A 22,505-nucleotide genomic window follows, 5' to 3' on the forward strand; every position below is an offset into this window, starting at 1 on the left:
CACCATGCTAAAGAAAAGTGTTTTATATCTATTGTTATTTGTGTTTGCTATCATGAAGGTTAGTGGGCAAGAGGAAAGTCCGTTTGTATCATATGACGTTCCTGCCCAAAACTTATTGAAGTATAACCGATTCTTAATTAACCCTACATTTTCAACGGTTAGGGAAGATAAATCATATATCAACTTGTTACACAGAAACCAATCGGTACAATTTGATGATAACAATCAGAACTATTTCTTAAGCTATAGTGGACGTATTAGTGATAGAACCGGACTTGGTTTAAGTCTGTATTCACAAAGAGAAGGTATTCTAAGTAATTTTGGTGTACTTGCAAACTATGCTTATGGCGTTAAGTTGAACGATAAGAGTAATTTTACTTTTGGTGCTAACGTATCTTACTATCAAAGCGGATTTGATAACGGTAGGGCTTCAACGGTTGAAGAAGATCCTTTTTTGGCGGGTTTACAAGATCAAAGCCTATTATCGTTTCAACCTGGTTTTAACCTTTCTTATGGAAAGTTTGATGTAGGTATGTTTGCAGAAAACCTATTTGACTACAATTTAAAGAATAGCGAGTCGGTAACCGAATTTAAGGATAAAACATATTCTGCCCACTTACAATATACCCATCAGTTTGAAAATCAAAAAGGAATTTTTGAAGAAGCTAGATTAATGCCGTTGGCAAGGGTTAGAAAAGTAGGTGAAGAAGATGTCACCCTGGGTGGTAGTTTAATACTTGATCTTCCTAAATTAGGTTGGATCCAGGGTGGTTATGATAGTTTCTATGGAGCTGCGGCAGGTGTTGGTTTTAACTTGAATGAAAGAATATCATTAGGGTATACCATGGAAAAAGGCCTGTCCAATAATTTTGACAATTTTGGTCTTACGCATGAGATATCCGTTGCATATTCATTCTCTCCTAACCTAACCGAAGATAGGGTAATGTTAGAAGATGATTTTGAAGATGATTTGGTTAAGAACGATGAAGAGCCTGAGAACGTTGCAACCAATGAAGAAATTGAGGAGCTTAAAATGAAGCTGGCCGAAAATGATGCTATAATTGAAGAGCTGATGTTTCGTCAGGATTCTTTGGAAGCTATTCGCCAGTCTGACCTAGAAAGACGTTTTGCCATGGTTATGCGTATGGTACGTAACGAGACCAACGGTGAAAGACCAGATTTAGAGCAAAGGGCAAGGGAACTTTTCTTAGATGAGAATAGTGATACTGAGATTGCATCTAGTTATAACCCAAGTAACACAGGACTACCCATAAATTCGAATAAAGTAGTAAATGAAAGTCAACAAGATAGAGTAGTTGTTGCAGCTAATAACACTAAAGAACCTGTTATTAAAAGCGAAGCGGTTGTGACAACCAATACTACCGATAGATCAACCGTTGACCGCGAATATCAAAAGCAGGTACAACCTAAAGATGCAGTTGTGGCAAGCAGAAGAAGAACCACTACCACAACACCGACTGCTACGACTACAGAGATTGTACAAGATGGAGTTAAGAGTAGAAGATTTAAAAATTTACCAGATGTTACCGATGGGTATTACGTAGTAGCCAATGTGTATAAAGGTGGGCAGTACATGAACAACTTCATAGATGACCTTAATGCAAAAGGGATACAAGCTGATTATATTGATAACCCCAACACTGGTTTAAAATATGTGTATTTACAACGTTTTGAAACTTTTGAAGATGCTGTTGCCGCACATGACTCAAAATTAAATGGCGCTTATGATGGTGCCATGTGGATCATGAACGTTGATAATAAGTACTCTAATGAGGCCTACGCCAGTAACGTAAACAAACTAAAAGAGAAGTCTTCCAAATATGATTCTAATGTTTTAACCTCCAATGAGGTGGTGAGAGACAATGTAGATTCTAGAGAGATCGATTCTAAATCTTATGTGATAGAAGGAGCCGGTTCTGGTTACTACTTAATTGCAAATGTATTTGCAAACCCAAATAATGCTAAAAAGTTTGTGGCGCTGCTAAATTCATTTGGACTAAGTGCTAGCTACTTTATCAACCCTAAGAACAATTATAGATACGTGTACCTTAAAAAGCACGACTCTTGGACCAATGCCCTTATATCCTATTACTCTAAGCTAAATGATGCCTATGATGACAAAATGTGGATTATGCGGGTCAATCAAGAGCAGATGGCATAGAACCGCTATAAGATAATTCTACGATATTGAATCCCTTGTCATTACATTGACAAGGGATTTGTTGTTTTTACTTGTTTTTATTTTTATATGACAATCTATCATATACCAATCGTTATATGTAGTATAGGTTATAATAAACCATTTTTGCACAGAAACTCTATCTGTCATTTTTTCACAAAATATACATATGGGTATATTTAAGTGGCTTGGAATAGAATGTAACTGCCTATACCGGTCATTTTTACTTCATAGTAAATTTCAAAAAAAATAGAATGGAGACCTGTGGAAAGTACTTACTTAACGTTGTATGCACAACATCCGTTTTCTTGGTAAATAACTCTATGTTCAGATAATAGCTGTGCTATTATTTCCCTTGTCTCCTCTTCTTCCAATTGAATTTTTTCTCCTAAATCAATCTCATTTAATTGACCACGGTTTTCAATGAGGGCTTTTAAGTATCTGTCTTTATTTTCCATGTGTTTCTTTTTTTACTGCTATCATCATATGTGGACTAAAAGGTAAAATGTAGCTGTCGTTTTCCGTGATTTTAAGTAACCCTATTAAAGTCTTTCTTTTTTTGACATTTTGAATGTTGGTAAAAAAGTCTTTGTCCAGCCATGCCATACCTTCTACTGCATAGGTATTTAAATAGGCTAAACCTTGATTTTCAAATTCTGATTTTAATTGATCTGGTTTATGGTAATAAGCCTCTGCCAAGAGCCAAGGAAGATCATCTGGCGGATTGTGTAAGCCCGTTGTCAATTCACTTTTGCACATCTCAAAAAATGACCTTTTGTGAATGAGACCATTTAAAAGTCCTACCACGGTTGAAGCTGTATAGTTTATGGCAAAACCCAAAATGATTCCGCCATTTTTCAAGACACGTTTAGCTTCTATAATACTTGATGCTCTATCTTCTTTTCTTTGAAGATGGTAAAGTGGACCATGAAGTATGATCAAGTCGGCAAAATTATCTGGAAAATTAAGACTTCTAGATTCTCCTAATTGCACCTTAAACTTGTTCTTAAGTCTTTTTGACCTTTGGTTTGCTAAGTGCACATGTTTTTCAACAGGCTCTATTAAATGAACCTTATGACCTTTTTTTGATAGCCACTCTGCATATTTTCCTGTTCCTCCGCCAACATCTACTATTTGTAAGTTTGGTGCGGTTAGATATGCTTCAATTAGCAACTTATTTCTTTCAAATTCAAATAATCCCATTCCATTTTCAAGTCGGGTTTCCTCCGAGGCTTGATTGTAGAATGTTTCAATGGTTTTAGATATTAATTGTTTGTTCATTTCATACTACATGTTTTGGCACAAAAGGTTAAAATGCAAAATTATATAGTGCTTAAAACCTAAAGTTTCGTAATAAAAATTCTAATAAATAATTGGCTGTAATTAGCTAAGCCTTGAAAGGGCTCAAAGCTTTTTTTACTCGCTTTACGAGAAAGTCTTTTAGAAAGACATTGCTAATATGTAGTATGAATATAACAGGCTATAAATATAGTAATTCTTATCTCGTACTCATTTGAACTTCTAAATAATTTTTGTTTAGGTACATTAAAATAGCGGTTCAAAGTCTCAGTTTTAATATTTGAGTATACAATAAACAGTAGTAGATATTCAATATAATAGTTGCTCATAGCAGTGTTCTTAAAGAATTTTGACTTTAAAATGCTGGGGGAGCAGCACATGGTTTGTCGTTGTGGTAAAGTACTTGAAAAGTATTAGTGCCCTACAGCTTTATATAAGCTATTTTAAAAACTGTTTTTTTGCAGAGGACCACATTGCTTTTAATATTGTTTAAAACGCTTTAATGCACTCCAAATAACATTTTTCATTCTGATTTTAAGCGCCTTTTAATATCAGAAAAACAGCTAAATGTCATTAAAAAATATCTGGAAATACAATTTTTGAAACGTTTGGTTCAGGTGTTTTGTGCTTATTTTTTAAACATAAAATAGCATTATTTTACTCATTTAAAATTGTTGTTAGTGCATTAAAACTTAGTTAGAAATCCATGAAAAATTTACTCTAAATATAGAAAAAATGACACCGATTTTTATCCCTGAAAAAGAGGTGTTTACATAAAAAATCTGCCAAAATTTTTATTAGGATTACCTCATTCAATGCATTTTTAATGTCGTGCCTATGTGTGTATTATCGTTGAAATGCACACTTTTAGACAAAATCAAACCCATTTTATTTGCTGTTTCACAACAGAAAACATCGTTACCACAACAATAAATTCTTCACGTTACTACTAAGGTTAATATTTGTTATTGGAGAATTCCACGTGGACCGATGCGAAATGGATATCGAGTGAAAGGAATGCTTCAACAATTTTAGGACATGACAAAGCTGACCACATTTTTAGATTTCAACAAACACATTTCTCTTATGGGAAAACAGTACTCAAAATGTTTATTTTTCATTTTATTCTTGGCACTTGGTTTACAAACTGCGGTTGCTCAGGTTAAAAATGATTTTGATGTTCGTTACGAAGCGGATATTCGAGGTGAACTTACATTCATTGCTAACAACATTGTAAATAGAAGAATACCAGAGACCACAAGAAGACAATGGGTTTATAGAAATGGCAGATGGAGACGCGAAACTGTAACAATTCCCGAAGTTTCACCTAATGAACCACTTAACGCTACCGGAAGTTCTTCAGATTATAATGATAATTACGACATGCAGTATATTGATGTCGATAATGATAACAGCACGTTCAGTTCTAGTAGTGCTAACTTAGAAATACCGGATGTTGATTGTTCATTGGTACGTTATGCAGGTCTTTATTGGTCAGCCGTTTATGTAAATCCAGATAGAAGTACTATTGATGATATTAAGTTTAGAACTCCAGGAGGAACTTACCAAGATATTACTGCAGATGAAATAATTTTTGATGGTAATGGTGATGTAGATTTTGGGTATTACAGCCCGTATGCAGCTTATAAAGATGTCACTTCTATAGTAGCTAGTTTAGGAAATCCAAATGGAGATTACTTTGTAGCCAATGTTAGAGCTAGTACAGGCAATAGTATTTCAGGTGGTATTTCCGGTGGATGGAAAATGGTCATTGTATATGAAAACCCAAATTTACCGGGTGATAAGTTCATCACCACTTTTGATGGTTATGCGGGTGTAAAATCCGGGGAAAGTATTGACATACCAGTAAACGGTTTTACAACCTTGCCAGCACCTTTTCCTGTGTATGCAAATATGGGAGTTGCTGCCTTAGAAGGTGATAATAGAATTGGAGGTGATGCATTACAAATTAATGCCAACGGCTCTTTTACCACATTGTCAAATGGTCAAAACCCAGCAAATAACTTTTTTAATTCCAGTATAACTCAGTTCGATGCTCAGTATACCAATAGAAACCCTAATAGTGTAAATACACTGGGTTGGGATGTTGATCTTTTTGAAATACCTAATGGTGGTGCCAGTAATACCGTAATACCTAATGGTTCTACAAGTGCTATTTTAAGGGCAAGTTCTTCACAAGATAAGTATGATATCTTCTTTACTTCTTTTGATGTCGATATAATTGCGCCAAATATTGTTTTGGAAAAAAGAGTACAAACTCCAGGCGGTGTTGACATTACAGGTCAAGGGGTAAACTTAGGTCAAACATTGGATTATGTATTGACTTTTGAAAATATTGGTAATGATGATGGTGTCAACTATACCATTAGAGACGTATTGCCAGTTAACGTTTCTCCACCAGATGGACGTAGCTTTTTTAATGATACTGATTTTTCATTTCCCGCATCTATATGCACGGGAACACCTAGAACATGTTATGAAATTACGTATACCTATGATCCAGCAAGTAGGGAAATAGTTTTTAATGTTCCTGATGTTTATGTTGAGGATGAAGATGGGGAATATTCAATTATTTTTAGAGTTCAAGTTGCTGAAAACTGTTTTGACTTTATAAACGCATGTTCAGATTTAATAGAGAACTTGGCTTATAGCTCATATAGAGGTGAAAACAACTCTGCCCAAGTTACAGATGACCCAAGTGTTACAGATTTTAATTCTTGTGGATTTGTTGTTCCGGGAGCTACCAATTTCCTATTGGATGATTTGTCCGATTGTAATTTTCAAAGAACTATAGAACTTTGTGGTACAAGTACTATTTTAAATGCAGGTGATGGTTTTGATTCCTACGTATGGTATAGAGATACAAATAGTAACGGTGAAATTGATGCTACCGATATTGAAATCAATGACGGTGATCCAGATAATGACCCAAGTACACAAGTAGTAACACTTGTTGGTCAATATATAGTGGATAAAATTGTTGCAGATCCATGTAAAGGGTTTAAAGAAATTATAAATGTAGAGCCATTTGGTTCGGGTAATTTACCAAACCCTGTTACGGAATACTTTAATGAAGTAAATGGTGATGCCGACCCTAGTAATGACATACCTGGCGAAATAGTTTTCTGTTCAGATGATAGCTCTTTTTTACCTAAAATTTTCTTGTGCGGTATTAACGATACCCAACCATTGGCTGTTAATATTGTTGATGCTCAAAGTGTTACTTGGGAGATTTTGGATGAAGGTAGTTGCGGTGTTACTGTTGGTGAGGATTGTGCCAACAGAGCCCTTACTTGTTCTTGGACAGAAGTAGGTACCGGTAGTAATTATTTATTAAATGCACCAGGTGAATATAGGCTATCCGTAGTGTATCAAAATGGATGTACTAGCAGTTTCTATTTCAAAGGTTTTCAGAACAATTTAGATATAGATTTTAATAATAGGGATATTGTTTGTGATACTGATGGTAACATTACCATTACAAATATTGGAGCGGGTTATGGTTATCAATTGGTAGATAATGACACTAATAATGTTATTGTTCCTTTTAGTGCTAACAACGGTCCAAGTTTTGATTTTGCTTCTGGTGAGAACGGTTCTTATAGAGTTGAGGTTACTCAATTAGATACAAACGGTGATCCAATTCAAGATGCATGTATTTTTTCAACTCCGGTTATAGGTATTAGAGAAAGAGCGGTAACATATGACGTAAGTGTAACTCCAGAGACGTGTTTCAATTTAGGTACTATTACGCTTCAGATTACAGATGCTGATTCTCCATATGATTTTGAAATAAGACTAGATGATGGCACTAATGGTGGATTGGGTACATTAGTAGATAGCCAAAATGGTCATGCAGATAATAACTATCCTTTTACAGATGTAAGTGCCGGTAATTATATCGCCTATATTTCTACAGATGATGGATGTTCTTATAGTGAAGCGGTTACTGTTTTAGATGAGAACGATTTAGAACTTACCGCTAGTGTAGACCAACATATTACTTGTGAAGATGGTATTGTTTCAATGAATGCTAGTGGTGGTAACCCAGATTACTCTTATGTAATTTGGAGCTATGTTGATGAGGGAGGAACTACGGTTACTTCTTATTCTGATTTTGCGGATATTCCTGCAACCAATTTCCAAACAGAGACTACGTTCAATGTTTCTGGAGCTGGAGATTATGTTTTCTTGGTATTGGATAGAACAGGCTGTTATGTAGAATCAAATACGGTCTCTATAGAATATCACCCAACTGCAGATTTTGACCCAACTACTGTTACAGATGTACTTTGTTTTGGTGAAACTACCGGTAGAATTCAGTTTAATGTAACCAACCCTAATGGCTATACTTTAGATTTCGCATTATTTGATGATACCGATCAACCATTAGCAGATAACAGTACAGGTAGTTTTCCAAACTTGGCAGCAGGAGACTATAGAGTTGAAATTACCCAAACAAGGGGTACGGCAACTTGTATTTCAGAAGAAAGTTTTAGTATTGACGCACCAACGGCTGCAATTAGTGGTGATGCTATTTTGGTTCAAGATTATACCTGTTTACAAGAGGGTATAATTGAGGCACAAAATGTAATAGGAGGTACCGCACCATATTCATACAGTATTGACGGTATTAACTTTGTTCCTGATACGACAGCAAATGCTAATCGTTTTGAAAACTTAACAGATGGTTCTTATACCATTACTATTAGAGATGCTAATAACTGTACTTTTGTAACCAATCAAATTGTTATTGATAGACCAAATCCACCAACGGATTTAACTATTACGGAATCTCAAATTACATGTCCTGCTGGAACATCTAACTTAACTGTTAACGCAATTAATGGTACAGCACCTTACGTATATTCCATTACTGCACCTTCTGCCATTGGCCCAACAAGTACCTCAGGAAATGAGGCCGTCTTTGAAGATTTGTCTCCAGATACCTATACGGTTAGAGTTACTGATGCGGATGGCTGTTTCTATGAAGAAAATTATACGATAAATGCAATCAATCCAATATCGGCTAGTGGAGCAACCACACAGCCTATTAGTTGTTTTGGAGCTGCAGATGGGGTTATTAGGTTCAATGTAAATTTCCAAACAGGTCAAAACTTCACATATACAATCACCGGTCCTACAGGTGTTGTTAGAACTGGTGGTACAGAAGCTGTCATTGACAACATCAACAACTTGGTAGCCGGTATTTATACCATAGATATTGTAGATACGGATACTAACTGTACCTATTCTGAAACACATGAATTGGAAGGTCCTGCCTCGGCGTTGACCATTTCTAACCTAACTGAAACACAACCTAGTTGTATAACAGATGGTAGTGTTAGTGTAACCGCAACTGGCGGATGGGGAAGCTATGTATATGAATTGAACAATCCAGATAATTCGGTTTTTGGGTCTAACTCAACAGGTTCTTTTACTGGTTTAACCCAGTCTGGTACATATAACGGCACGGTAACAGATGCTAATAACTGTAGCGTTCCGTTTACTTTTGACCTTAATCCTGCAACTGCTCCGGTATTGGTTATTACACCAAATCAAGATTGTTTTGATGATGCCGTGTTATTGACCTTGACCGCAAGTGTTTCTTCTGGTGGTGACGGTACTTTTGAATATAGTTTAAATGGCGGTCCTTTTAGTACAACCAATGTATTTTCTGATCTTTCAGCAGGAACATATACGGTTGAGGTAAGAGATGGTAATAATTGTACAGACACTGAAAGTATTACTGTAAATCCTGCACTTACGGTAACTGCAAGCGCAAGTAACATTACTGCCTGCGGCACCGATACCGATATTACTATTAGTGGTGCAGGTGGCGATGGTAATTATGTATATGCAGTAGTTGCTGACGGGGTTACCCCAAATGCTGGAGACTTTGATCCAAGTACTACGGTGACGGTTACCGGCGCAGGTAATTATGATGTTTACATAAGAGATAATAACGGTAATGCTGATTTCTGTGAATCTAATTATGACATCACTATTGACCAAGATGATCCATTAGCATTATCTATTTCTAATACAGATATACTTTGTAGTGGAGAAAATCAATCTACTTTAACAATAGTTGCTTCTGGTGGTGAGGCACCATATACCTATAGTATTAATAATGGGGCAAATTATCAAACTCCGAATACTTTTAATAACCTTGGTGCAGGTTCATACAACATTAGGGTAAGAGATGCTAACCTTTGTGAGGTAAATCAGATTTATAGCATATCAGAACCATTAAATTTATCTGCTTCGGCTGCAGTTGCGGCTTTAGTTGAATGTAATCCATCTGATGGCGCTGAGGTACGTATAACAAATGCTCAAGGTGGTACAGCACCATATACATACAGTTTTGATGGCGGTAATACGTATGATACTAGTGCTATTGGTTACCTTTTAGCGGGATCGCACACCGTGTATATTCAAGATGCTAACAATTGTACCTTTCCAATGGATATTACTATTGAGCAAGCACCTACACCACCAAATGTTGAATTAACGCCTAGCGTAGATTATTTATGTGATGGTACGGGTATTGTTACCATATCTGCAGATAATCCTAATCTAGAATATACTTATAGTATTGACGGAGTAGAAAACACACCAGCTAATTCTAATGTTTTTGATGCAGTATCTGTTGGTACACATACAGTTTCTGTAGATTATATAAGTAGTACACCACCATCGGTTAGTACTTTATTACAAGAAAACTTTGGGTCTGGTGTAAATACGAGTATTTCTCAAATTGACCCTTTATATTGTTATGAACCACAAGATGGTAGCGAAAGTCTTTGCGGATTTGGGACGGATACACATATTCAGGATGGAGAATACTCTGTTACCAGTGTTATTTCAAACCCATACGGAAGCTGGTTAAGTCCTAATGATCACACAGGAATAGCTAATGGTAGATTTTTAGCAATTAATGTTGGAGGTGCTGCTGGTGTTGGAGGTATTATCTATGCTAAAAGAGGAGTGGAAATTATTCCAAATAGAGATATTACCATCTCACTTTATGCTTTTAACTTGTTGCGTAATGGAACTTCGGGAGGTGACCCTACAATTGAAATAGAACTTGTAGATGCTGGGGGTAATGTAATTGCTAGCACAGCAACCGGAAATATTCCTAAAAATAATGGAATAAATGATTGGCAAAATTATAGTGTAACTCTAGATCCTGGGTCTAATTCTAATTTAGATATTGTTATTAGAACAAACTCTGCAGTAGTTAATGGAAATGACATTGCCATTGATGATATTTCAGCAACACAAACTCCAGAACAGTGTTCGCAGACAGTTACTATAGATGTTACGGTAGAAGATGGTAATGCATTTGAAGCTAGTCTTCTTTCTTCTGAGGATTTAGATTGTAATGGTGATAATTCTGGATCAATTACTTTTGAAGTAGATAACTATGGCGCAAGCGGATTTGAATATAGCTTAGATAATTTTGCTAGTATTTTAGGTAGTACAACGGTATCGCCACAAACCATATCCGGACTCTCTGCAGGTACGTATAGAGTATATGTTAGAGACGCGGCGAGTTCTTTACCTGGTTGTACAACATTTTTTGATCATACTATTAATGAACCAACAGTTGTGGTTGCTGATGCAGACCTTTCACAAGAATTTACTTGTAATAATGGCGGAGCAGAAATAACAGCGAGTGCTACAGGTGGTACTCCAGGGTATGAGTACCAATTAGAAGATACTTCTGGCGGAATAATAACTGCATATCAAACGAATACAGTGTTCAATGGCTTATCGGCAGGAACATATAATATTCGTGCTAGAGATGCCAATGGTTGTTCAGATTTAATTGACACCCCAATTGTAGTTACGGCTCCGGAAACACCAGCTTTTACATTATTGGAAACAACGTGTTATAGTGGTAGTAATGATGCAACTATTGTTGTAGATGTTACCGCTGGTAATGGTGATTATCAGTTTAGAATAAATGGAGGAGCGTTTGTTACCCCTACTCCAATTGATGCAACCACATATACATTTACAGGTCTTTCAAATGGAACGTACACTATTGAGGTTACCGATGCTTATGGTTGTGATGCTCCTGCCCAAACCGTAACCATTGAACAACAAGTAACGGTCAGCGCAAGTGCAAGTACTATAACAGCTTGCGGTACCGATAGTGAAATTAATATTACAGCAGCAGGTGGTGACGGAAATTATGTTTACGCAGTAGTTGCTGATGGTGTAACTCCTACAGCGAGCGATTATTCAGCTACCAATCCGGTTACCGTTAGTGGTGCTGGGGATTATGATGTGTATGTTTTGGATAACAATGGAGCGGCAGATGCATGTCCTGCCATGTACGACATCAATATTGATCAAGATGCTCCAGTAGCTGCTGTACCAACAGTAGTAGATGTAACTTGTTTTGGCGGAAATGACGGTAGTATTTCTTTAGCCCCTAGTGGTGGTGAGGCTCCGTATACTTTTAGTATAGATGGCGGTGCAAACTTCGGGTCTGTAAGTTTATTCAATAATCTAACTGCAGGCACATATGATGTTCGAGTTAGGGATGTAAATAATTGTGAGCTAACGTTGTCTGTTGACGTAGATCAATTACCCGAAATTGTCGCTGAGAGCCAACAAACACAAGATTATACCTGTAATCAACTGGCAGAAATTTCGGTAGGTAGCATTACACCTACTGTGGGCGGTTCTGGTTCTTATCAATATAGCTTAAACGGTGGTTCTTGGACGACTGCTACTACAGGTGGTACGGTTTTCACAGGATTAACCGATGGTGCGTATACTGTGCAGGTTAGAGATGCAAATAATACAGGTTGTGTTGTTGACCTTCCAAATATTGTTATAGCTCCATTACCAACGGAACCATCTTTAAGTAGTAGTGTTACTTATAATTGTAACGGTACAGGAAATGTTACAATTCTTCCTAATGATGCTACATATACATACAGTATTGATGGCAATACGCCACAGACAAGCAATGCATTTAACAACGCATCTGTTGGTCAACATACGGTTACCGTGGATTATGGTAGTGACTGTACAACAGATATTATTGTAAATGTTCAAGACGGTAATGCTTTTGAAGCTGCAATTCTATCTTTTGAAGATTTGGATTGTAATGCAGATAATAGTGGTACAATTACTTTTGAAGTCGATAATTTTGGAGCTGGTGGTTATGAATATAGCTATGATAGTTCTTTTGCAACTATAGCAGGTAGTGATACCGCAACAACACATCAAATTACGGGTCTAGCTGCCGGTACTTATACTATTTATGTTAGAGACGTAGATAACCCTATTGCAGGGTGTACGGTTCCTTTAACACAAACAATATCAGAACCTTCAGCACTTGTAGTTTCAAATACACCTGTTCAACCTACATGTGATGATGATGGTTCGGTAACTATTAATGTAACCGGTGGTACTTCAGCATATTCTTATGTAATAGAACTGCCAGACGGCTCCAATACGGCTGCACAAAGCACAGGGGTATTTACAGGTTTGGATCAATTAGGTTTACATACGATAACGGTTACCGATGCAAATGGCTGTACGGAAACGGATACATTTACATTAACCGCTCCTGTAGCTCCTGTAGCGAGTATTTTACCAAGTTCAGATGTATGTTTTGATTCTTCGGTTACCGGATCAGCTACTATAGAGGTAGGCGCATCAGGTGGAATGGCACCTTACACTTACAGAATTGGAACGGGTGCATATAGAGCATCGAACAGTTTTACGGGTCTTACCCCAGGTAGTTATACTTTTGAGATTAGAGATGCTAATGGTTGTACAGATACGGTAACTTTTGATGTTGAACCTCAATTAACGGCGAACCTTACCCTAACAAAAGATTTGGATTGCTCGGTATCGCCAGATGCAACTATGGATTTACAGGTTGCTGGTGGTTATGCTCCTTATACTTATGAGTTAGATGTAAATAGTGGTGGTTATACCGCTTTTACGGGAACATTCCCATATACCACTTCTACAGCAGGTACGTATAGGTTTAGAATAACTGATAATCAAGGTTGTACAGCTGTTTCTAATATAGTTACGGTTACACCAACAGTAAACCCTGTTGCAACGGAAACCGTTACCAACCCTACGTGTTTTGGAGATACCAATGGTATCGTTGAAATCAATGTGGATCCTAATTTTGGTTCATCACCTTATGAAATTAGTTTTGACGGCAGTGCCTTTACAAGCCAAAGGGTTTACACAGGTTTGGCCGCTGGTGCTTATAATTATATAGTTAGAGATTCTAAAGAATGTACGTATAATAGTAGTGCAATTGTTGTTGATCCAGTATTGTTTGATGCAAATGTTGTAGCAACAGACGTTAGTTGTGGTCCTTCTGGTGATATTCCAGGTAGTATTGAAATTACGATTACAAGTGGTGGGGTCCCTAATTTTACATACACCCTATATGATAATCTTAATAATGTTGTTCCTACGACAGGACCAAACCCTGTGGTAAATACGACAGCAACTACGGTAACTTTTGACGGATTGGCTTTCGGAGACTACTATGTTCGTGTATTGGATGCCAATGGTTGTGAGTATTACGAGAATCCGGTTAGGGTTTTGTCTAGTCCATATTTATCGGTTGACCCGGTTTTAATGCCAGTTAGTTGTATTGCTGGTGGTACCGCTGAACTTACCGCAAGTGGAGGTTCAGGAAATTACGATTTTACTATTTATGGTACAGGTACCGCACCAGATGCTGAGGCGGCGGGTGCTACAGCTGATGAGGAAGTTGCAACATACAACGGACTAAACCCTGGTGCCAGTTATGTTTTTCAAGTGATCGACACGACAACAGGATGTTCTAGTTTTGTTGAAGTTGATATTCCTAATGTATCTGCTATTGATGTAGTTGCAGATCCAACGGTAACAGATGTTTCTTGTTATGGAGATACAGATGGGTCTATTTCTTTCCAGTTTGAAGAATATGATCCTAATGTAACTACTATAAATTATGAAATAAGAGAAAGCATTAGTAATACACCATTAGGTGGTGCATATTCTGGTAGTGTTACAGGTCCAATAGGTCCTGGTCCAACACCGTTGGAAACGGTTTCAAATATTCCTCCTGGAGATTATGTACTATTTTTCCAAGAAGCAGCTACTCCTGAGTGTACAAATACTTTCGAATTTAGAATTTTAGAGCCTAATCCGGTGACTTTGACCTTGGCGGATCAAAATAACGGTTACTGTTCTGAAGATGCTAATGTAACCGTAATTGCAGGCGGTGGAAATGGCTCTTATACGTATGCCTACGTTGAAAATGGTGTTTCTCCTGTTGCTGGTGATTATATTACTAGTAACTATGCGGAATTAGACCCTTCGGTTAATACAGAGTGGGATATTTATGTGATGGACGGTAACGGTTGTTCTACGGCACTACCATTGGATGTTACTATTGCAGATGACCCAACACCGGCTATTTCTGGTGTCGTAATCAACCAATGTACGGCAGATGAAGGTGACTTTATTATAGAAATTACTTTAGACGGAGAAGGTATTCAACCTTATACTTTGAGTATAAATAGCGGTTCTTACCAATCATCTACGTTGACCACTGCAGGCTCAACACATCAGTTTACAGATTTAAGTTCTGGAAATTACACCGTTCAAGTTCGTGATTTTAACGGTTGTGGAAATGTAGAGACGATCGAAATTTTTGCGCCTACTTCTATTTCGGCAGAAGTTACTACCCAACCTTCATGTACGGAAGGCGATGGAGAAATAGTAATTACGGCATATGGTGGATCTACATTCTATGAATATGAATTATTCGATAATGGCGGAGTTAGTGTAACTGGAAGCCCTCAACCTTCACCTATTTTTACAGGGTTGGATTCAGGCATTTATACTGCTCATGTTTATGATACGGTTTTGGGTGGTTGTACTGCACAAACAGACGTAGAATTAGAGTTGGCAACCCCTGTTTTATTTACGACAGATATAACAGATGTAACTTGTTTTGGAGCAACAGATGGTTCTATAGTGGCCATTTTAGATGCATCTATGGATAACCCACCGTACGTTTATCAGTTATTTGTTGAAACTGCACCTTCAGTGTTAACTCCTGCAAGTGCCCCTCAAACAACGGGTACATTTACAAATTTAGCCGCAAATGATGATTACGTTGTTAGGGTAACTTCTGGTCGTGGTTGTGAGTTAGAGGTAGATAGTCCTGTAGGCACTCCGTTACAAATTGCAAATGTAAATGCAGATGTTGTTGAATTTGGTTGTACAGCTGGTAACAATTCAAACAATGCAACAATAACCGTGGATACGGCAGCAATTACAGGAGGTAGCAATACCTATGTAACTTACGAATTTATTGATAGCAGCTCTGCTGTTGTTCAGTCTGGATCATCTAATGTTTTAACGGTTACCGATAGAACGGGTGAAACATATACCATCAATGTTTATGATGATAATGGATGTTCCGGTAGCACTACGGCAACTGTGCTTCCGTATGATGAATTAACAGGAGCAACGGCCGCTGTGACCAATACGGTTACTTGTGCGCCTGGGGCTGATGGTGAAATTACCGTAACGGCAACTTCTACAGCTAGTGATAGTTCTAAATACGAGTATAGCATTGATAATGGTGTTACATACCTTTCTACCAATGTTTTTGGCGGATTGTCTGCTGGAAACCATAACTTCTTGATAAGACATACAGATACGGGTTGTATTATAACTGCTTCGGCTAGAATTGAAGGGCCAAACACGTTTACGATTGATGTTGTTAAAACAAGTGATGTTATTTGCTTTGGAACAGATACCGGTGAAGTAACTTTTGAATTGATAGATGCTACATACAGCACAGGTTTTGATTGGGAAATCTTCCGTACCGATAATACTTCTGTTCTTAGTGGTTCTGAAGTTGCGAACGGTCCTACACCAATAATTAATTTAGGTGTTGGTGAATACTATGTTTCTATTTCACAAACCAACAATCCATTCTGTACCAATGTTGAATTTTTCAATATTGCAGGTCCAGATGCAGCTATTACGGGTAATACAGTAGTAACTGATATTACTTGTGTGCCAGGAAATGATGGCAGTATAACCATTACTGATGTTGTAGGTGGATGGGGTGGCTATACCTATTTTGTTGGCACAAGTGCTCCTGCAACTACAGATTTCGTAGCTAACGCTACTTTTGATTTGTTACCTGCTGGTACATACCAAGCTTGGGTTCGTGATGCTGAAGGTTGTGAGCAATTAATACAAGATAATATTGTACTTGATGTTCCAGACCCAATTGCGGCAACATTACAAGTTAACATAGAAAATTGTACAAACTTACAGGGAGAAATAGAAGTTAGTGTACCAACTGGCGGTCAAGGAAGTAACTATACCTACCAATTGGTAATGAACGGGTCTAACTTCCGTGCTCCACAGAACACTAGAGTTTTCTCAGGTTTAGGAGCCGGAGCATATGAAGTAATCATTACAGATCAATGGGGATGTACATTTACAACTGCTCCAGTAGAATTATACGAACAGTTAAGTGCAACTACTACGGTAGACAAAGCTATTGATTGTACGGGTACACCAGGTGGTACTATCACTATCAATGTAACCGGTGGTTCATCAAACCTAGAGTTTATTATGACACCTCCAACAGGTGCTGCGGTTACGCAAACCAATAATGCAACATTTACGGACTTAACCGTTGATGGAACGTATAGTTTCTTAATAAGAGATTTAGATACTACAAATCCTGTTTGTGAAATTACGGTAACGCAAGAGTTGGCTCCTGCTATTCAACCTGTTTTTACAGATTCGCATATAGATATTACTTGTTTTGGAGCTAACGATGGTTCAATCACTTTGACACAAGTTGAAAACGGAGTAAATCCGTTAACATTTACGATATCTCCAGTAGCAGGAACATTCAATGCAAGTAACAATACATTTGAAGGCTTACCTCCAAATACATACGTTGTAACGGCAACAGGAACTAACGGTTGTACTACGGCATCAGGTAACATTGTAATAGACGAACCTGCAGTAATATCGAACATAGATACTACAGTTGTAGAATTCGGTTGTACTGCTGGTAATAATCCTAACAATGCTACAATTACAGTTGACGAGACTGCCATTACCGGTGGTAGCGGTAACTATGTAATCTATGAATTTGTGGATAGCAGTTCGGCTGTGGTACAATCTGGTGCATCAAATGTATTAGTGGTTACAAATAGAGCTGGTGATACTTATACCATCAATGTTTATGATGACAAGGGTTGTTCTGGTAGCGCAATAGCTACTGTTCTTCCTTTTGATGAGATTACCGATATAGACGCTTCGGTTTCAAATACGGTTACATGTGCTCCTGGTAGTGATGGTGAAATTACGGTAGTGGTGACATCTACTTTAAGCGACCCAACTAGGTTCGAATATAGCATTGATAATGGTGCCAACTACCAAACTTCTAACGTGTTCGGTAGTTTGTCTGCGGGATCGTATACGATATTGGCAAGACATATTGATACGGGTTGTGTGGTTTCTGTTGCAGAAACTATAGAAGAGCCAAACACATTTACCATCGATGTTGTTAAAACAAGTGATGTAATTTGTTTTGGAACTGATACGGGTGCTGTGAACTTTGAATTAGTTGATGCAACCTACCCTGGCGGATTTACTTGGACTATTTATGACACTGAGGGAACATTAGCAGATATTAGTGATGATACGGTTGTTATTTCTGGTTCAGAAGCAACAACAAATGGACCTACAGCAGATATTGACTTATTTGCAGGTAGTTACTATGTTTCTATTACACAAGACAACAACCCGTTCTGTACAAATACAGAAGCATTTACTATCAACGGTCCTTTAGCTGATATTACAGGAAATACTGTAGTAACTGATATTACATGTGTACCAGGAAATGATGGTTCAATTACCATTACCGATGTTGAAGGTGGTTGGGGTGATTATACGTATTTTGTTGGTACAAGCGCTCCTGCAACTACAGATTTCGTAGCTAACGCTACTTTTGATTTGTTACCTGCTGGTACGTACCAAGCATGGGCTCGTGACGCTGAAGGTTGTGAGCGATTAATTCAAGACAATATTGTACTTGATGTTCCAGACCCAATAGCAGCAACATTAGATGTAAACATAGAGAACTGCACCAACTTACAAGGAGAAATTGAAGTGAGTGTGCCTACTGGCGGTCAAGGAAGTAATTATACATACCAATTAAGATTAAACGGTACGGATTTCCGTGCTCCACAGAACACGAGAGTATTCGCAGGTCTTGGTGCGGGTAGTTATGATGTTACTATTATAGACCAATGGGGCTGTCCTTTTACAACTAATGCGGTGGTGCTTTATGAGCAAATGGATGTTTCTACGACAGTAGATAAGTCTATTGATTGTACGGTGACTCCGGGTGGAGAAATAACGGTTAATGTAACCGGTGGTTCAACAAACCTTGAGTTTGAAATGAATACTCCATTAGGTTCTGTGTTAACTCAAACAACAGGTGTGTTTACAAACTTAACAGAGGCTGGAACATATACTTTTGTGGTTAGGGATTTAGATACGACAAACCCAGTTTGTGAAAGAACGGTAACTCAAGTTCTAGATGCTCCAGTAGACCCTGTATTATTAGATGCAACTATTGTTTATGTAAGTTGTTTTGGGGATAGTAATGGTAGTATTAGAGCCAATATTGATCCGGCAACAGATGATAATCCTATTTATCAATATGAATTATATGATATTGCAGATTTGGTAACGCCAATTGTGCCAGCTCAAAACGATCCGTTGTTTACAGGTTTAGCTGCAGGAGAATACCAAGTAAGAGTAATTTCTAGTAGAGGCTGTGATGCTGTTAAGAATGAAACCATTACTCAACCAACGCAATTAACCGTTTCTGCAACAGCAACAGAATTTAGTTGTGCGGCAGATAATAGTGTAAACACTGCAACTATAACAGCTACGGCCGGTATAGGTACAGGAACCGCACCATACTTATACAGTATTGATAATGTTATTTTCCAAGCGTCAAATACATTCAATGTTACGGACGATGGAAGCGTACAAACCATAGATGTTTACGTAAAAGATGCCAATGGTTGTACCACTTTCGATACCGTTACAATTCAACCTATAAATACATTTACGGCTACAGTAGCTCAAGATGTCGCAATTACATGTACAAACGATGAGAGAATAACAATTTCAGTAGTTGATAATGGTTTGGCACATAACTATGGTTATGAGTTGTTACCAATTGGTAATGCCACAGGTACTTTGGTTAGTACAACAGCAACATCTGCAACTTACGATTTAAATACTGTTGGTTCCTATGTATTTAGAGTTACAGATTTAGATACGGGTTGTTATGTTAATACGGCAAGTTATACGATTGCTCCGTTCGATTTTATAACTGCTACGGCAACGGCTATAACAGAAGTTACATGTTTTGGTGATACCAATGGAAGTTTGGAAATTGATATTGATGGGTATACCGGTAATTACACTTATGAAGTGTTCAACGCTGCAGGAGCATCGGTTATAGCAGCAACTGCTTCGGATACCAGTGTTAATCCAAGAACAATAACAGGATTATCCGGTGGTAGCTATTATGTTACCATTACAGAAACAGATGTTCCCTTTTGTTCTGAAGATACAAATATGGTGACAATAATTTCTCCGGATAGACCACTGAGTGGTGTGATAACGCCTTTGGCAGAAGCTACTTGTACAGATGATCAAGGGGTTATTAGAGTTGAAATAGAGGGCGGCTATAGTCCTTATGATATCGTATTGACTAACACAACAACCGGTGATGTTTATACCATGGACGATGTAAATGAAGGAGTCTTTACAGATTTAGCTGCGGGTGCTTTCACAATAAGCATTACCGATGATGCCGGATGTATTGTAAATTATACTGAAACATTAACGCCAGCAACACCTATAGTGGCTAATGCAACTCCGCTTGTAACAGACCTAGCTTGTTACGGTGATACAGGAGCGGTTGTAACTGCAACTGTAACAGGTGGCGGTAGTGGAAATTATAGCTATCAATTGAATTTCTATAATGAAACCGGTACTACGATTACTACAACGACTGGTGAACAAACCAATCCTAATTTTACGGATTTAGGCGCAGGTTTCTATAGCATTACCGTAGTCGATGGGTGGAACTGTGATACCACAACAAATGTTGTTGAGGTAAGAGAGCCAACAGAAGTACAGGCAAGTTTAATTAGAACAGATGCATTGACCTGTACTACTGGTGCTGAGTTTGAACTTACTGCCACAGGTGGTAGCGGAACATATGAGTATAGCGTTGATAACGTCAACTTCTTGCCTATGACCAGTAATCCGTTAGGGTTACCTGAAACAGGTATGTATCCTGCCGGTAGATATCAATTCTATGTACGTGATGCTATTAACGGTTGTGAGTCTGCAGTTTCAAATGCAATTACAGAAAGTGAGATTCCTGCTTTAGAATTAACGGTTGACACCTCTGCTGCGGTACTGAACTGTACAGGTGAAAGCACGGCTATCATTTATGCAACTGCCGATGGCGGATTAGGTAACTACCAATATGAGTTGTTTACAGATAGTTCTTTAAGCGTAGCTTCTAGAATTGCCGGTCCACAATCTCAAGGTGTGTTTAGAGATTTAGGAGCAGGTACGTATTATGTAACTGTAGTTAGTGATGATTGTACAACAACACCAGAAGAGGTTATTATTGTAGAACCTACACCGCTTTCTTATACAGACAATGTTGTTGATATTACTTGTGAAGGAGAGAATAACGGTGAAATAACGGTTACATTATCTGGTGGAGCAGGTGGTTATCAATATGCAATTTCACCAAATCTGAACCAATTCTATGATGAAAACACGTTTACAGAATTGGGTCCGGGAGAGTATACTGTTATAGCTCAAGACCAAAATGGTTGTTTTGAATACTTAACGTATACTATTTCTGAACCATCAAGTTTGGTTGTTGAAGTAGAGACTACACCGGAAATTTGTGTTGATAGTCAAGATGGTACTATAATTCTTGATATCACAGGAGGTACGGCACCATATAGTACAGCGTTGAATTCTAATAGCGATGAAGATTTTGTACTGAACAGAACTGAATTTTATGATATGGCAGCAGGTAATTACATAATTGTAATTAAAGATGCCAATGGTTGTGATACCAATGTTGTAGTTGATATTGAATCGGGAGTAAACCTTAATGCAACGGTAATTCCTGTTTACGAATGTTCGGGTGATGTGCCAGATAATTTTGTGAACATCACATTAGAAGATGATAGTGTGATTGGAGATGTGTTATACGCAATAGATTCTGTAGACCCTGCAGATCTTCAATTGAATCCTGATTTTAGAAACTCGGCACCGGGCAACCATTACATTACTATTGCCCATGCTAACGGGTGTTTTGTAACTATTGATTTTGTTATTGAGGATTTTGAGCCACTGACACTAGCATTGGAACAAAATAACATGAACGAAATAACAGCTGTTGTTGAAGGTGGTAGAGAAGATTACACCTATTATTTTGATGGAATAGATAATGGCGATAGCAATACCTTCTATATTACTAGAACAGATACCTATGAAGTTCGTGTTGTTGATGAGAATGGATGCTCAAGGGTAGCAAATATATTTATGGAGTTTATAGACGTGGAAATACCTAATTTCTTTACCCCAGATGGAGATGGGCAGAACGATTTATGGATCCCAAGAAATATTGAGCAATACCCAGAAATACTAATAAAAATATTTGATCGTTATGGTAGAGTGGTTTCTGAACAATCTGTTGATTCTGAAGGTTGGGACGGAACTTATTTAGACAATGAATTGCCAACGGGAGACTACTGGTATGTAGTTAAACTAAATGGCGATAGAGACGAAAGAGAATTTGTTGGACACTTTACCCTATACCGTTAAAAACTTAACC

Annotated in this window: 4 protein-coding genes; 2 read left to right on the plus strand and 2 right to left on the minus strand. The window is 37.8% G+C overall.

The window, feature by feature from the left end; translation table 11 throughout:
• The first annotated feature begins 4 nt into the window (after window positions 1-4).
• The gene (locus VBZ51_RS08630; protein WP_416576659.1) at window positions 5-2,182 is read left to right on the plus strand and encodes a type IX secretion system membrane protein PorP/SprF; all 2,178 of its coding nucleotides are present in this window, start codon (window positions 5-7) and stop codon (window positions 2,180-2,182) included.
• A 293-nt stretch (window positions 2,183-2,475) separates the two neighbouring features.
• Here the strand turns inward: VBZ51_RS08630 and VBZ51_RS08635 are convergent, their stop codons facing one another.
• Both VBZ51_RS08635 and VBZ51_RS08640 read right to left on the minus strand, forming a co-directional pair.
• Window positions 2,476-2,658 (minus strand): hypothetical protein, encoded by a 183-nt coding sequence (locus VBZ51_RS08635; protein ID WP_058104576.1) that lies wholly within the window; start codon window positions 2,656-2,658, stop codon window positions 2,476-2,478.
• A complete protein-coding gene (locus VBZ51_RS08640; RefSeq protein ID WP_416576660.1) occupies window positions 2,648-3,481 on the minus strand; it encodes a class I SAM-dependent methyltransferase in 834 nt (277 codons plus the stop codon). The genes VBZ51_RS08635 and VBZ51_RS08640 overlap by 11 nt, the downstream gene beginning before the upstream one ends.
• A 1,104-nt stretch (window positions 3,482-4,585) precedes the next feature.
• On the opposite strand from VBZ51_RS08640, the gene VBZ51_RS08645 reads away from it, so the two are divergent.
• Window positions 4,586-22,495: a T9SS type B sorting domain-containing protein gene (locus tag VBZ51_RS08645; RefSeq protein WP_416576661.1), complete on the plus strand. Its 17,910-nt coding sequence runs from the start codon at window positions 4,586-4,588 to the stop codon at window positions 22,493-22,495.
• The last annotated feature ends 10 nt before the right edge of the window (window positions 22,496-22,505 follow it).

The sequence above is a fragment of the Maribacter sp. HS genome, from assembly GCF_048059195.1.
Classification (GTDB): Bacteria; Bacteroidota; Bacteroidia; order Flavobacteriales; family Flavobacteriaceae; genus Maribacter; species Maribacter dokdonensis.

What these genes read in the sequence shown, in the direction of transcription:
- VBZ51_RS08630 (WP_416576659.1), top strand. Translation starts at nt 5, where the DNA reads ATGCTAAAGAAAAGTGTTTTATATCTATTGTTATTTGTGTTTGCTATC.
- VBZ51_RS08635 (WP_058104576.1), bottom strand. Translation starts at nt 2,658, where the DNA reads ATGGAAAATAAAGACAGATACTTAAAAGCCCTCATTGAAAACCGTGGT.
- VBZ51_RS08640 (WP_416576660.1), bottom strand. Translation starts at nt 3,481, where the DNA reads ATGAACAAACAATTAATATCTAAAACCATTGAAACATTCTACAATCAA.
- VBZ51_RS08645 (WP_416576661.1), top strand. Translation starts at nt 4,586, where the DNA reads ATGGGAAAACAGTACTCAAAATGTTTATTTTTCATTTTATTCTTGGCA.